The organism is Treponema sp. OMZ 803 (genome assembly GCF_024181165.1).
GTDB lineage: Bacteria > Spirochaetota > Spirochaetia > Treponematales > Treponemataceae > Treponema.
Genome location: NZ_CP051195.1, coordinates 2017677 through 2032454 on the forward strand (window position 1 = coordinate 2017677; position 14778 = coordinate 2032454).

Consider the following 14778-nt stretch of genomic DNA (forward strand, 5'->3'; position numbering starts at 1 on the left):
CTACTTACTCTTCTACGGGAACTTTGATAAACGCCTGCCCGGGATCGATTTCCTCGCGGATCATCTTAATAACATCTTCGCTCGGCGCCTCAAGCAGAACAGCTTTGGAAACATCGAGGTCAAAACCGGTATTTTCCAGTACGTCTTCGGGGGAAGAGGTCGGATAGTAACCCGCTAAGTACATCCGCTTGGTCTTATCATCAAATTTGAGAATACCGCGGTCGGTAACAACGGCGATCGGACCTCTGTTTCCCGGAAGACCGAGCTTCTCACGTCCGCCGGGGCCGTCTCCCCATCCGGCGCTGGTGATGTAGTCGATTTTATCGATAAAGCGTCGTTTTTCGTGCTGCATCATAATAACGGTGTTGGAATAGGTTGCGATACCGTTTGCACCGCCGGAACCGGTAAACCGGGTAATAGGGTTATGATAGTCGCCGATACAGGTTGAGTTTACGTTGCCGAAAGGATCAATCTGTGCACCGCCGATAAAGGCGATCATACGATCGTTATCATTGAGCCATTCGTTTGCTTCAAACCCGATAAAGCGGACGTTCGGCCACTGTACACCGCAGTGAGCCATCAGCCGGTTATCGCCGACACTGCGGGGTACTTCAACCGGAGCGCAATCCATCAAACCGCTTTCCACAATCAACTTACAATGCGGAGCAAAAATCCGTTTTGCCAACGATGCTCCGATTAAAGGAAGACCGGTACCTACAATAACAATCTGGCCGTCTTTGATAGTCTTTGCGATTGTAATTGCCTGCATTTCTTTATTGGTATAATTTTTATAATTTGCCATCTTACTTATCCTCCTTTACAAGCCGTGCCGCATAACCGAATCCCGGTACAACCTTCAATTTTGCCAATCTGCTTGCACCGAGTTTATCGATATATTCGGTATGATCTTTTACGCCGTATACCCATTCCTGTAGATAAGCCTTAAAATCTTCTTCGGTTTTGGTAACGCTGTCATACATTTTAAAGAAGTTTGCATCGTAGTCATAATAGTTATAGCACTGAGCGGGATGAGCACCGTAAGGGGTATGCACAACTGCATCGACACAAAATTCGGGTATCGAGTTTTTAGTCGGATCCTTTCTGATCTCTTCCTCGGTTACAAGCTCTTCGCATGTTACGATACACTTTTTTGCGGCAATCGCGATATCGATATCATGGAATTCATCACCCTCTATGGAACAGGTTCCTTCGATAGAAGCCTTTTGCACGTGGATGATTGCAGTATCTAAGCGCGGCACAGGAACGGCAACAACCTTTTCACCGGGATTGAAGGGGTTTTCCACCTCAACCAATTTATCATTGGGAAGGCGCGGATCTTTTGCACGCTCTTCTTTACTGATACCCCATTTGTTTACCAAGTCAGTGCCCTGCATCAGCCGTACCGGAAGATACGGGAGTCCGAGGGAAGATGCATGAAGCATCAGCATCAGTACATCTTGCGAATAGTCTTCCAGCAGCATTTTTTTGTTTTTTTCTATTTCGTGGCGGAAGCGGCGCGCTACGTTTGTATAGCCGGAGTTTGCAATATAGCAGTTGATAAAGGCCTTTACCCTTCCTTCACCGATCAGCATATCCCAGTCGCCGCCTGCCGGGCCGGAGTACCCGATAAAATTGCCTAAGCCTTGCCGCAGAATTTCGTTTACCGCAGCATACGGCTTACGATTCGTCGTAAAACCGCCGAAGCAGAGGACATCGCCCGATTTTACATATTTTTTAATTGCGTCGTGCAATGACATAACCTTACTCATAATACATCTCCTTCCAACTATATGTACGTTCTAATGAAATAGAGGCAATCGCAAAAATTATTTTCCAGCGATAAGCTCCATTCATACAGAGAGGGAACGCCGATAACATCGGTATTCCCTCTGCATTATTACTTTCCAAAGATCAACATAAAATAACCGGCCGCAACCGCAGAACCGATAACACCGGCCACATTCGGCCCCATCGCATGCATGAGCAAGAAGTTCGTCGGATTTTCGGATGCGCCTACCGTTTGCGAAACACGCGCAGCCATCGGCACGGCGGAAACACCGGCAGAACCGATTAATGGGTTGATTTTTCCACCGGTAACAACATACAAAAGCTTTCCGAGCAAAACACCGCCGACCGTCGACATGCAGAATGCAAACAATCCCATAAAGATAATACTAATCGTTTGCACTCGCAGAAACAACTCTCCGTTTGCCGTAGCGCCGACGGTAACACCAAGCATAATCGTAACAATATTGATCAATGCGTTTTGAGCCGTATCGGATAAGCGCTGTACAACACCGGATTCTCTAAAGATATTACCTAACATCAGCATGCCAAGCAGTGGAGCAACCGAAGGTAGCAACAACGAGGTAAATAAAACCGTTCCGATCGGGAATACAATTTTTTCCGTCTTACTTACCTTCCGCAACTGTTTCATCTTAACAGCACGCTCTTTTTTGGTGGTTAATAGCTTCATAATCGGCGGCTGAATCAACGGAATCAGCGCCATATACGAATACGCTGCAACGGCGATCGGCGCCAGCAGTTCGGGAGCTAAGTTGTTTGCAATATAAATAGAAGTAGGACCATCGGCGCCGCCAATAATAGCAATAGCGGCAGCCTGCTTTGCCGTAAAAATCGGTAAAGCACTGGCAGCCATAAAGGTGATATAAATGCCGAACTGCGCCGCCGCTCCGAGCAACAAGCTAATAGGGTTGGCGATAAGCGGCCCGAAATCGGTCATTGCGCCTATCCCCATGAATATTAAGCATGGGAAGAGGTTACTCTTGATACCGCTATAAATAATCCGCAGTACACCGGACGTATACCAAGGCTCTGCTTCCTTCATCAAATCCGCTAACGGTAAATTCGTCAAAAACATACCGAAAGCAATCGGCAACAGCAGCAACGGTTCAAACTGCTTGACGATAGCTAAATAAATTAAAACGAACGAGATGAGAAACATCACAAGCTGCTGCCATGTCAACGCAGCAAAGCCTGATTGTTGCATCATCGCCCCTATAACCTTAATGAATTCCATGCAGTGCCCCTTATTTAACCTCTACCAATACGGTATCAGTATCGACGGCATCTCCTTTCTTTACCCTGACAGCAGCCACGGAACCGGCAACTTCGGATACGATTTCGGTTTCCATCTTCATGGCTTCCAAAATAACAACCACTTGACCGACGGAAACTGCATCGCCTTCTTTTACTTTTACATCAAGGACGGTGCCGGGCATCGGGCTGACTACGGAACCGGCAGAAGCTGTGGGAGCCGACGTAGGTACCGCGGGTTGCGGGGTAACAGGTTGAGCAACGGGAGCTGCTTGAATGGCGCGAGACACCCGCTCTGGAGGACGCCGTGATAAAGATGAAGAGCCGCTCCCGACTCTTTCCACTTCAACTTCATATTTCTCACCGTTTACAGTGACTACATAATTCATACGAAACACTCCTTCTCTTTATGATCTATAGTTTCTTAATACTCGTAATTACGAATGAATTCAAAGGCTCGCGCCTTTCTTCGCTAATAGCGGCTGCAATAACTGCAACTTTTACCGCTTCGGCACCCGCTGAAGACTTTGTATTCACGGCTGTAGGGGTCGCTGTTGCAGGGGCTGCTTGAGGTTTGGTAGGTAATTTTTTCTCTAAGCCCGAAATAACTTTCGAAACAATCATAACGTAAATCGCTAAGAAGATTAGAGATAAAAACACAATACCAAGCCCAAGCAAAGATGACAACAAGCTCGTAACAAAGCTTATGTACTCTGTTGTGATCATTCATACCTCCTATAAGGAATAAATAGCTTGAAAAAGCATCCCGGATAATAGCTTTATCACTATCATAATACAAAAAGTGCTTCACTGTCGAGACAGCAAAGCACTTTTCATCTGTTCTAGGGTATCTCTAAAAGTTTGGTTCGATTTTTAGAAGACCCCTCACAATAGATAGGTTCCCGTCAAAATTATCCGACGAAGATGCTGGTAAAGGTCTGAATAATAAACGCATTAACAAAGTCGATAAACAGCGAACCTACGAGCGGAACAGCCAAGAAAGCCTTCGTCGAGAAACCGTTTACGGAAGTAAAGGCTTCCATGTTTGCAATAGCGTTCGGAGTAGCTCCCATACCGAAACCGCAGTGGCCGGTTGCCATAACCGCTGCATCGTAATCCCGTCCCATAAGGTTGAAAGTAACGAAATAGGCAAACAAGCCCATAACAACAGTCTGCACCAGCAGGATAACGATAAGCGGAATTGCCAAGTCTGCCAACTCCCACAACTTCATTGACATCAATGCAATAGCCAAGAAGAAGGAAAGGCATACGCTTCCGATAATACCGATTTCGTCGATAGGCGTTTTGTTAGGCGTTGCATCTACAATATTACGCATAATAGCAGCAAGAAGCATCGGAATAAGATATGCCGGTAAAGACAATCCCGCTTTTTTAATAAGCGGCGTAATAAGACCACCGACACCCATTGCAATACCGATCATACAAGCTGCTTTAAAGAAAGATTTCTCGGTCATAGTAGCTTTCCGAGCGAGAGTCTCTTCATTCTCAGCTTGCTGTTGAGCCTCTTTTGCGTTTCCTTCTTTGCACACAAGGTTGTGCTTATCCTTTAAGCGTTTTGCAATCGGCCCGCCGAGTAAACAGCCTGCTACCAAGCCATACGTTGCCGAGGCAATTGCGACAACCGTAGCGCCTGAAACACCCCGTTCTTCCAAATAAGGGCCGAAAGCGCCCGACGTACCATGTCCGCCTGTCAACGGGATTGAACCCGCCGCCAAACCGATACCGGGATTAAGCCCGAACACTTTTGCCAAAGCGATGCCGACACCGTCTTGCACAACACAGAGCACTGCCGCTGCGGCCAAGAACAGGAGCGTTGCAATGCCGCCCTTTTTCAATGCGGAAACACTCGCCAAAAATCCGACGCTGGTAAAGAACACAACCATAAAGAAATTCTTTAAATTTCCGTCAAAAGTAAATGTAAACAGTCCCAGATTATGGCCTATCAACATTACAATTGAAAACAGCGTTCCTCCGATAACCGGCGCAGGAATATAGTATTTCTGCAAAAACCCGACTTTTGCTTTAATACCGCTTCCCAACAGGTACAGTATGATCGCCAGTCCCAACGTTAGATACATATCAAACGTAAATGTAATCATCTTTATTACCTCCTCATACAGATGCATTTACTGTAGCACACTATGCAGCGAATTACTGGATTTTATTTTTACAATCTCCGGTGTCGAGATATTCTTTTATGTTATCAAAAGTTGTTTCGATCATATTCAATGCAGCCTCATCGGTATAGGAACCTACGTGCGGCGTAATGATAACTTTCGGATACATATCGATCAGTTTTTCGAAAGCAGGCACAGGCAAGGTCTTACCTTTGAAATCTTTAAAGAAGATTTCAACCTCATTTTCCAACGTATCGATACCTGCACCATATATCTTTCCACTTTCCAGCCCTTCGACCAGCGCATCGGTATCGACAAGCTCTCCCCGTCCTGTATTAATAAGGATGACGTTATTCTTCATCTTAGCAATTGCTTCTTTCGTGATGATCTTCCCGTTTTCCTTAATATACGGAGCATGGAGCGTGATAATATCGGACTTTGCAAGCACTTCATCCAGAGACATCTGCGTTACGATGTCCTCCACCCCGGTTTTCGGGAAAATATCAAAACCGATAACATTTGCACCTAAGCCCTTAAACAGTTTGGCTGCCGTCATACCGATTCGTCCCAATCCGAGTACACCGACCGTACAATTCCGTACTTCGCGCGAGAACATCTGCTTGTCGACGATAAAGTTCTTATCTTTTGTTTTGTTTCCGGTATAGGTAACATTCCTCAATAGCGTCATTGCCAAAGTCAGTGCCAGTTCCGCGATTGCATTTGGAGAATAGAACGGCACATAAGCCATTTTAAAGCCTAGTTCTTTTGCGTATGGTATATCGATATGGTTAACACCCACCGTTCGGGTCAATACGTATTTAACGCCAAGCTCTTTGTAGATATCTAACCGCTCCTTTGTCGCAAAGCAGTTTCCGCGTAATACGACAACGTCATGCCCTGCTGCCTTTTTGGCGGTCGCCTCGTCGGTTAAATATTCGGGAATTAACGTCATTTCGTACCCGAATTTCTTATTTACCGCCTCAAAGATAGGCCGTTCGACATCACGCACGCCATAAAAAATAATTTTCATGTTACAGTGCCTCCTTATATTACATACACCGAAAAAAGCGCAACCACCATTCCGTCAATCAATAGTAAACACACTTATCCATCTATCGATAAATCTATAAATGAAAACACTAACTGCTTATATATATTGATATAGCGAATTATGATGTTCATACTCATTCCGGTATTGTTTAATCTTACAATGCCTCTATTGAGTTGTCAAGAAAATAAATAAATTTATTTTTATATGACCGACAATATCAAGACTATTCTAAACATTTAGTGTTGTATTACCATGCAGAAGCATAGACAGCCATAAGCAAAAGGACTAAAATACATCCGATGTAGTCGGATCATGTAGATACAAAATTACACCCACGTTTGGAAAGGAGCCCTACCCTTATGGAAAAAACAGCACCGAAACGGTTTCCAATCCGCTATAAGCTCATCCTTATTTTCGGTCTTTTGGTAGTAGTTGCCGGCATTACAGAGGCAGTCCTTGCTATTCACATCGCACGCAAAGCCGTAACCGAGAGAGTCGAAACACATTTAACAGACAAAGCGGTAGACATTGCGAATATTATCGACGGAAGAATAACCGCACTCTATCAATTCCTTAACGGCATTGCCCGTATGCCTTTTTTAACCGACCCCGCATATTCGTATCAAGAACGAGTTGTACTCTTACAAGAAGAGGCTGCAGCAAACAGTAAAATTATTGAATTAGATATAACCGATCCCAATGGTACATTCTATTATGCGGGAAATACCGTTCAAGTAGGCGACAGGGTATGGTTCCAAACAGCCCTTTCGGGAACCCCCTTTATTTCAGAACCGTATAGAGAACGAGCCAAGGGAACACTTGTCATCACGCTTGCAGTTCCCATATTCGACGAAACCCATCATGTACACAGCGTTCTTTCGGCAGATGTCAGCGGATTGCTCCTTACACAAAATATCGAAGATATTGCCGTCGGCAAAAGCGGGTTTTGTTATATTATCGGTTTAACGGGAACTACCATTGCCGATAGGGACGCTTCTTTAGTGGAGTCGCTGTTTAATGCTTCCGAGTCGGGGAAAACCGATACAAGCTTGGCCAGCCTCGGAACATTTGAACAAATTGCTCTAAAAGCGCAAAAACCTGCTATTGGTCATTATGAATATAAAGGAATTTCAAAAATAGCCGCATACGCAAAAAGCAATATCTCAGGATGGACGATTGTTGTTAATGCGCCTTATAATGAATTTATGGGGACAGTCAATTCGATGAGTATCACAATGATGACTATCGGTATTTGTATATTTATAACGGCTCTTATCATCGTCTATTTTGTCGCTCTTAAATTGGTAAAACCTGTTCAGACAGCAGTCTATGCATTAAAAGATATCTCGCAAGGTGAAGGAAATTTAACGGTCAGACTACCGATTACGGGTAATGATGAAGTGACCGACATGTCCGAATACTTTAACCAAACCATTGAGAAAATCGGCAATTCGATCAAATCCATCGGAATAAGCAACGCCGAAATGGAAGCTATTGGTAATAAGCTTGCAAGTGATATGGTACAAACTGCAAGTGCAGTAAATACAATCAGCTCCAATATCGAAGGCGTTAAACAACAAGCACTCACGCAGGCGGCAAGCGTTACCGAAACGGCAGCAACCGTTGAAGAAATTATCCGTGCCATAAAACAACTTAACAGCAATATCCAAACTCAAGCGACGAGCGTTGCGCAGTCTTCATCTTCGATCGAGCAAATGGTAGCAAATATCGCGTCCATTACCGGTACGCTCGAAAAGGCAAACGGAGCGGTAAAGAGCCTCGCAACCGCAACCGATGACGGTAAAACAACACTCGTAACGTCAAATACCGTAACACAAAAAATTGCCGAAGAATCCGGTTCGCTGATGGAAGCCTCAAGTGTTATTCAGCATATTGCATCACAAACAAACTTGCTTGCAATGAATGCAGCCATCGAAGCGGCTCATGCGGGAGAGGCGGGGAAGGGTTTTGCCGTTGTCGCGGATGAAATTAGAAAGCTAGCGGAAGATTCCGCCATGCAAGGAAAAAACATAACAACGACGCTTAAAACACTCAGCGGTGAAATCGAGACGCTTTCCGCCTCTTCCAAAACCGTAGAAGAAAAATTCAATGCTATCTTTCATTTAGCCGGGCAAGTAAAAGATATGAGCGATACACTTACCCACGCAATGCGCGAACAGGAGAACGGCAGCAAAGAAGTACTGGCTGCTATTAAGAATATCAATATGGTGACTACGGAGGTACAAGCCGGATCCGAGGAGATGCTGAAAGGAGGGGAAAGTGTCGCAGAAGAAATGCGGAAGCTCGATGATCTTACCCGCATCATCACCGATGGCATGAACGAAATGGCTGCGGAAGCAGTACAGATCAATAATGCCGTTCAAGAAGTAAATGACATAACACAGAAGAATAAACGAAGTATTGAAAATCTAACAAAAGAAGTAGGCAAGTTTAAAGTCTAACCAGCAGAAGAGGATAAATATGAAGAAGGTATGTATTATCACGGTAATTGTACTCGCATGCGCGACATCGGTGTTCTTTTTCGGGTGGACACAATTTTCGGTTCCTGCAGGGAAATACGGTATCATGCTGTCGAAGTCGGGGGGATATTATCCCCAAGCGATTATGCCCGGGAATTTTACCTGGCGATGGGAGCGGATTGTTCCCACAAATGCACAGATACTGGTATTTGACCTTACGCCGCGGCAAGTAAATTATGCGGCAGACGGTATGCTCCCGTCGGCAGACCGATACGCCAAAGTATTGAATACAAAAGACGATTTTTCATGGGCGTTTGGTATCGATGCTCTCGTTACCCTGAAAGCCGAACAGCTGGTACCGGTTGTGGAAAAAAATACTATCCAAACGCAGGAAGCGCTTGAATCGTACATCGATTCGCATATACGTGCAATACTGCAAACAATTATGTATCGCTATATTTCGGAACTGATCGACAATCCCTACGAATATCAGCAAGTAAAAACCGATTATCATCTGCTTTCAGAAAAGCTCAGAGGCGAACTTGTAAAAACAATCGGTCAAGATTTCTCCGTCGAAGCTGTTACTTTAACGAAACTCACCATTCCCGATATCCATACCTATAAGATTGCGGAACAAGCTTATAACACGTATGAACAACAGCGCGAAATGCTTTTGGCGGAAACAGCCGCAAAAGAAGCACAATACGCAGCATCGGAGCAGTTCCAGATAGATCGGCTGACGAAATGGGGAGACTTTCTGGCGAAATACCCGAATATCATCGAACTGATTGCCGTCGCACAACAGGATTCCAAAGCAGCGCTCAATGCTTTAAAATCCTTAGAAAAAAAACAGGAATAATTACGAATTTGTAACTCAATATTATAGCTTTTTGTTCATTATAAGACTGCCGTTTGGTAGGTCATACCGACCTCCCGAGCGGATATTTCCAATCGAATATAACAAGGAGCTAAAAAATTATGGTTCATAAACGTATTCATTTAGCAGTACCACTCTGCATTGCCCTGACCCTCTGCAGCTGCGGGAAAGCACAAGCCGAAGAAAAGCACAAACTACGAGACGAAAGTAACACACAGCCAACGAAAAACATCGGAAACGGAGGTTCATCTATGGTAACGGCAGGAAACATAAAAGAGATTTACTTGGCCGGAGGCTGCTTTTGGGGTGTTGAAGGATACTTCCGCCGGATTGCAGGCGTCGTTGAAACCGATACCGGATATGCGAACGGCACAACCGATACAACCGATTATCAGCGCATACATGGCACCGATCATGCCGAAACCGTCAAAATAACCTACAATACCGGCGTTATCGCACTCGAAGAGCTGTTGGAGCACTATTTCCGCATTATCGACCCGCTTTCCGTAAATAAGCAGGGAAATGACGTCGGCAGGCAATACCGTACCGGCATTTACTACACCGATAAAAAAGATGCACCGGTTATTCAAGCGTTTCTAAAACGGATGCAGGCAAAGTATGCACGCCCGCTTGCAGTAGAAACGGAACCGCTGCGGAACTTCGTATTGGCAGAAGACTATCATCAAGATTATCTTGAAAAAAATCCCAACGGCTACTGCCATATCAACTTAAACCTTGCCTCCGTACCGCTCCACGATGAAGCAAAATTCCAAGCACCTGATGCAAAACAGATTAAAGAACGGCTGACACCGCTGCAATATAGTGTAACACAGGAGAAAGCAACCGAGCGACCGTTTACCAGCGAGTATGATAAGTTTGAAGGAAAGGGAATTTACGTTGATGTTGTTACGGGAAAGCCGCTTTTTTCTTCGAGCGATAAATACGATGCAGGCTGCGGATGGCCGAGCTTTACCAAACCGATTACCTCGCAGGCGGTTGATTTTACGCCCGATGGCAGTCACGGTATGAACAGAGTTGAAGTTACCTCAAAAACCGGCGGCGCACATTTAGGCCACGTTTTTGACGACGGCCCGCAGGATAAAACAGGCTTGCGCTATTGCATCAACGGAGCATCACTGCGGTTTGTTCCCTACGAAGAAATGGATGCCGCCGGCTACGGAGACTATAAACAATACGTAAATCCCTAAAAGTATGACGGATTGTCTAGGTATGCCCAGATGTCCATAAAGGTATCGAGATAGGCGGACTTCCGGCGTTTGGTATAAATCCGGGTGAACAGGGCTTCTTCGGCTTTTTGCACTTCCATCTTATGGATTTCAAGGTAGTCTCCGGCGGAAAAACCTGTTTCATCGGCGTAGCTGCCGGGAATAACTTCCGTTATCCGAAAAGATTTTTTTCCACCGGCGCTTTCAAGATACATTCCATACGCCGGCAGCATAGCCCGCGCGCGACTATCCTTACGATACACCAGCTCGGCTGGCTGTTCGGGGCGGGTTTCCAGCTGTACATACCAATCCTGCCGCGTTTTTTCCCAACGGTGCTCCTTCCGTTCCGCCCCGTCCATATTGTCGGCGGCATCACTCGTAGCGCCCGCCGTATCGCCGGTGCTGATATGTGTGGTACCGACCGCGCTATTACCCGAGCTGCCGATTGCATCGGGAGCAGTGCTGACATTTGCATTTCCGGTAGTGCCTGTTGTATCGGCGCCCGGACCGGAAGGACGAGCATCATTCGTAGAAGAAGTATGCAGGGGGGCATAGCCTGAAACTTTAACGATAGTACCGGCGCTCAACCGCATCAGTTCGGCCTGCAGTGCTTCCAAACAGGGAACCGCCCGACCATTCAGATGAGTAATAACGGCACCGGCGGGAATAACAGACGCAGACGATCCCGGCACTGCATAGACCAGTTCCGTTCCTGCCGCCTGCTGCGGCGACTCCTTTACGGAAACCCCATAGCAGGACATCCATGCATGAACGGTTTCGCCGCCTGCATAGAGCTGAGGCAAGATAAGCCGCAGCAGTTCCACCGGTATTGCAAAGTTTAAGCCCTCGTTGCGCTCAAGACCGGCAAACACAATTGCCTGTACCCTGCCCGCCTCGTCGATAATCGGCCCGCCTGAGCTTCCATGATTAACGGGCGCATCAATCTGCAATACGCTGCCTAAAGACAGAAGCCGCCGGTTTTGCGCCGACACGATACCGGAAGTAAGCGTCTGTTCCAATCCGGCGGGCGAGCCGATCGCATAGATTCTACTACCGATGTTTAAGTCTTCCGAAGAGCCGAGCTGAAAATACACTTCGGGATTTATCTCCGTTTTAAGAAGCGCGAGGTCGAATGTCGTATCCCAGCCGACTACCTTTGCCGGTATCCGCACCGTAGGATTTTCCGCACGCTTGATGTACACACGGGAAAATCCTTCGTATTCGGGATCAACTTCGCTTTGAATAACATGATAGTTTGTAATGAGATAGCCGTTAGCGTCGATAAAAAAACCCGAACCGATCATCCGGTCGGCTCTCCCCAACCCTTTTTCAATCGTCATACCGCGGTCAACCCACACCGTTACGGTTCCTTTCATCATTTTTCGAACCGTTTCCAATGACGGCGCATCATGTACTCCGCCGGATAATCGGGCAGTATCCTGAATCAGTGCATCAAATTTTTTTTCCTTCCATTTATCCCGCTGCGCCGCTATGAGTTTTTGCTCACTCCACTGCGCAGGCGTATGCCCTAATACGGTGAGCGATCGGAATATTTTGAGCGCTTCATCCCATGTACCGTTTTCGACAGCCTTAAAAAACACTTCTTCAACAGCGCTTTTGGAGTCTTGATACAACGTGTTTATTTCATCGGTATGTTCGGTATACAGCGTTAAACGCTTTGCCCGCAATAGGGCCTCGAGCGGTTTTTCTGCGATAAGGCCGCGAACAGCTTCAATCTCCCGTGTTACGCTGCGACCGTCCGCGTAATTGACACTTTGCGAAAAAGAGGGTGTAACAGAGGTACAGGCGCCGAAAGTAACCAAAAGTACAATCAGTGCGGATATGTTATACAAAAACCGACCCAATCTCACTTTTGTCCCTCAACTTTCACAGGAGCTGCCCGATCGGGAATGCGCAACATTTGAACAAACACAGCGCCTTCGGAACGGACGGCATAGAGCTCATAACTTCCGATTAATATTGTCCGCGCTTCCACATCGGAATCGGTATCCTTGAACAACGCTGTCAGTTTTTCAGCGACTTTATCGGAAAAAGCGGGGCGCATTTCGAGCCAATATACATTATATGAAGGATCTTTTATCAGCGGCATACTCGTTTTGCCGATAGTCAAGCGTTCCGGGATTCCTTTTTTATAGTATACCGACACCGGCAGCCCCGAATACCGATGTTTCCACACCGTCTGAGCATTTCCCGACGGAAACTGCGTATACTGAATTTCCGGCGTTCCGTCTTCATTTTCATCCCAATTTTTTATAACCGTCCCATCCGTCTTGTAGAGTTCGTAATATTCAAACAACTTATTTTTATTGATATCAACCGAAATCTTATCGAGCTTTCCCTGTTTGCCATATTGCTCCAGCACTTCAAAAAATCCGTCGCCGTCATAGTCATACTCTTTTTGTGCAAGAACGCCGTTCCGGTACCGAGCAAGCGCAAGCGTTTGCGTCCCCGTCTTTATTTCAGCCGAAATAATCCGGCCATCTTCAAAGTGCATCCGCATAACCGCATTTGTATCAAACGGTGAAGGTTCTTCACTGTATAACACCGAAAAGATAAAATCATGCTCTTGCAGCAGGCGGGCATTGTTGCGTAACCGCAGCGTAAAGAAAGCCGGAGCTTCCGCATCGGTATCGCGCAGTCTTAAATCAAGTTCGGTCTGAGCAACCGGCTCCCATCGAAGTGCAAGCGGACGCATGATATACTCCCGCTTTTCCGCCTTTTGTACAATAGAATGTACTGCCGGATAGCTGTCATATTGGACGGCATAACCGTTCTTCGCCGTAACAATAAGATCGGGGGCGCCGAAATTGCACTGTATCTGATATTCATACACCTCATCCTGATTCAGATCGAAAAAGGCCGATACGGGGCGTCCCTGTTCAAAGAAAACAGCCGCGTTGGAAATCCCGTCACGGTTATCGTCCTCTAAAAGTACGCCGCTAAAGATTTTAAGACGATTGCCAATCTCTTTTCGCATAGCATCCGTGCCGGTCAGCCGACATAACTCGATAAGCTGATCGGAATACAAGGCGGACACGGGTGCTTTAATATTTGTCGTTTGAGGTAGGTGGTCGGCAACAGTGGTACCAAAAAATTCTTTGACGGCGACCTTTTCATCGATAACGCCGTACCGGAGCTCCGCGAGCACCGCGGCAAGCTGCGTCCGTGCATCAAGCTTTTCACTGTCTGCCGCATGCATATTACGGTACACTTTTAAACGGCGGCTGTTTTCCTGCGGGTTAGGGTCAAAGGGAGCTGCATACACTGCCAGCGACGGCTCCTGTTCAATCCAGACATAGAGTTGCTGCAAAAGAGAGTCGGCAAGTTTTTTCCCCGCGCGGGTCATCGCTTTATCCCGCTCCTGTAAAAAGAACAGCCGAGGGAACCGAACGTCAAAACTCCAACGGTTTAACGCAGTTTCGATTACCTCCCGCGCCTGCCCGTCACGCCCTAACCCATAGAGCGCAGAAGCGCGGTAAAAGTCACGGTCGGCGGAATCGAAGGCAAGTGAATCCAATACTTGAAGTGCTTCGTTATAGCGTTCGGTTTCAGTATAAAGGCGGGCAAGGAGTAAAACGAGCTGGTTCCGATTATAGATACGCAGCTTTAATCCCTGCGTCAGAGCTGTTTCCGCAGCATCGAGGCATTGTGCGCGCGTGGCATTCAACCGGATAAGGCATTGAGCCTTTAAATAAAAGAAGTCTGCAAAAGAATCGTCAAACGTCATGCCTTTTTCGACATATTCAAGAGCTTCCGCATAGTTTGCATCGGTATAGAGCGCGGCGGCCTTTTGCAAATATTGCAGCGCATACGAGGTATTCATTTGCTGTAATTCACGGTTTACCGTTTGCGAATACACTGCCGTTGCAGGTAGTAAAAATACCAGCAGCGTTTCTATTAAAAGGATCCGCTTTATAGTCTTGAGCAT

At 46.4% G+C, this 14778-nt stretch carries 12 protein-coding genes; 3 read left to right on the forward strand and 9 right to left on the reverse strand.

What is annotated here, in order from left to right; translation table 11 throughout:
* Positions 1 to 4: 4 nt before the first annotated feature.
* From gctB to ABH09_RS09220, 7 genes are all read right to left on the reverse strand, one after another.
* Positions 5 to 802: a glutaconate CoA-transferase subunit B gene (gene gctB / locus ABH09_RS09190; protein ID WP_253714165.1), complete on the reverse strand. Its 798-nt coding sequence runs from the start codon at positions 800 to 802 to the stop codon at positions 5 to 7.
* Position 803: 1 nt separating this feature from the next.
* Positions 804 to 1769 carry a glutaconate CoA-transferase subunit A gene (gctA, locus tag ABH09_RS09195; RefSeq protein ID WP_253714166.1) on the reverse strand — a complete coding sequence of 322 codons (966 nt, stop codon included), beginning with the start codon at positions 1767 to 1769 and terminating at the stop codon, positions 804 to 806.
* Between the two features lie 128 nt (positions 1770 to 1897).
* On the reverse strand, positions 1898 to 3040 hold the full coding sequence (locus ABH09_RS09200) for a sodium ion-translocating decarboxylase subunit beta (RefSeq protein ID WP_253714167.1): 1143 nt from the start codon (positions 3038 to 3040) through the stop codon (positions 1898 to 1900).
* A 10-nt stretch (positions 3041 to 3050) separates the two neighbouring features.
* Positions 3051 to 3446, reverse strand: coding sequence for a biotin/lipoyl-containing protein (locus ABH09_RS09205; RefSeq protein ID WP_162664024.1), 396 nt, complete (start codon positions 3444 to 3446; stop codon positions 3051 to 3053).
* Positions 3447 to 3471: 25 nt separating this feature from the next.
* The gene (locus tag ABH09_RS09210) at positions 3472 to 3783 is read right to left on the reverse strand and encodes an OadG family transporter subunit (protein ID WP_162664025.1); all 312 of its coding nucleotides are present in this window, start codon (positions 3781 to 3783) and stop codon (positions 3472 to 3474) included.
* A gap of 185 nt (positions 3784 to 3968) precedes the next feature.
* Complete coding sequence (gene gltS, locus ABH09_RS09215; protein WP_253714168.1) at positions 3969 to 5177, reverse strand: sodium/glutamate symporter; 1209 nt, start codon at positions 5175 to 5177, stop codon at positions 3969 to 3971.
* Positions 5178 to 5229: 52 nt separating this feature from the next.
* The gene (locus ABH09_RS09220) at positions 5230 to 6225 is read right to left on the reverse strand and encodes a 2-hydroxyacid dehydrogenase (RefSeq protein ID WP_253714169.1); all 996 of its coding nucleotides are present in this window, start codon (positions 6223 to 6225) and stop codon (positions 5230 to 5232) included.
* A 380-nt stretch (positions 6226 to 6605) separates the two neighbouring features.
* On the opposite strand from ABH09_RS09220, the gene ABH09_RS09225 reads away from it, so the two are divergent.
* From ABH09_RS09225 to msrB, 3 genes are all read left to right on the forward strand, one after another.
* Positions 6606 to 8708 (forward strand): methyl-accepting chemotaxis protein, encoded by a 2103-nt coding sequence (locus ABH09_RS09225; protein WP_253714170.1) that lies wholly within the window; start codon positions 6606 to 6608, stop codon positions 8706 to 8708.
* A 19-nt stretch (positions 8709 to 8727) separates the two neighbouring features.
* On the forward strand, positions 8728 to 9585 hold the full coding sequence (locus ABH09_RS09230; protein WP_162664029.1) for an SPFH domain-containing protein: 858 nt from the start codon (positions 8728 to 8730) through the stop codon (positions 9583 to 9585).
* Between the two features lie 119 nt (positions 9586 to 9704).
* Positions 9705 to 10811, forward strand: coding sequence for a peptide-methionine (R)-S-oxide reductase MsrB (gene msrB, locus ABH09_RS09235; protein ID WP_253714171.1), 1107 nt, complete (start codon positions 9705 to 9707; stop codon positions 10809 to 10811).
* Here the strand turns inward: msrB and ABH09_RS09240 are convergent.
* A complete protein-coding gene (locus ABH09_RS09240; RefSeq protein ID WP_253714172.1) occupies positions 10808 to 12700 on the reverse strand; it encodes a S1C family serine protease in 1893 nt (630 codons plus the stop codon). The genes msrB and ABH09_RS09240 overlap by 4 nt on opposite strands.
* Positions 12697 to 14778: a tetratricopeptide repeat protein gene (locus ABH09_RS09245; protein ID WP_253714173.1), complete on the reverse strand. Its 2082-nt coding sequence runs from the start codon at positions 14776 to 14778 to the stop codon at positions 12697 to 12699. The genes ABH09_RS09240 and ABH09_RS09245 overlap by 4 nt, the downstream gene beginning before the upstream one ends.

Coding starts and splice junctions, on each gene's coding strand:
- gctA (WP_253714166.1), bottom strand. CDS start 1,769: ATGAGTAAGGTTATGTCATTGCACGACGCAATTAAAAAATATGTAAAA.
- gltS (WP_253714168.1), bottom strand. CDS start 5,177: ATGATTACATTTACGTTTGATATGTATCTAACGTTGGGACTGGCGATC.
- ABH09_RS09245 (WP_253714173.1), bottom strand. CDS start 14,778: ATGCTCAAGACTATAAAGCGGATCCTTTTAATAGAAACGCTGCTGGTA.
- ABH09_RS09205 (WP_162664024.1), bottom strand. CDS start 3,446: ATGAATTATGTAGTCACTGTAAACGGTGAGAAATATGAAGTTGAAGTG.
- gctB (WP_253714165.1), bottom strand. CDS start 802: ATGGCAAATTATAAAAATTATACCAATAAAGAAATGCAGGCAATTACA.
- ABH09_RS09225 (WP_253714170.1), top strand. CDS start 6,606: ATGGAAAAAACAGCACCGAAACGGTTTCCAATCCGCTATAAGCTCATC.
- ABH09_RS09200 (WP_253714167.1), bottom strand. CDS start 3,040: ATGGAATTCATTAAGGTTATAGGGGCGATGATGCAACAATCAGGCTTT.
- msrB (WP_253714171.1), top strand. CDS start 9,705: ATGGTTCATAAACGTATTCATTTAGCAGTACCACTCTGCATTGCCCTG.
- ABH09_RS09210 (WP_162664025.1), bottom strand. CDS start 3,783: ATGATCACAACAGAGTACATAAGCTTTGTTACGAGCTTGTTGTCATCT.
- ABH09_RS09230 (WP_162664029.1), top strand. CDS start 8,728: ATGAAGAAGGTATGTATTATCACGGTAATTGTACTCGCATGCGCGACA.
- ABH09_RS09220 (WP_253714169.1), bottom strand. CDS start 6,225: ATGAAAATTATTTTTTATGGCGTGCGTGATGTCGAACGGCCTATCTTT.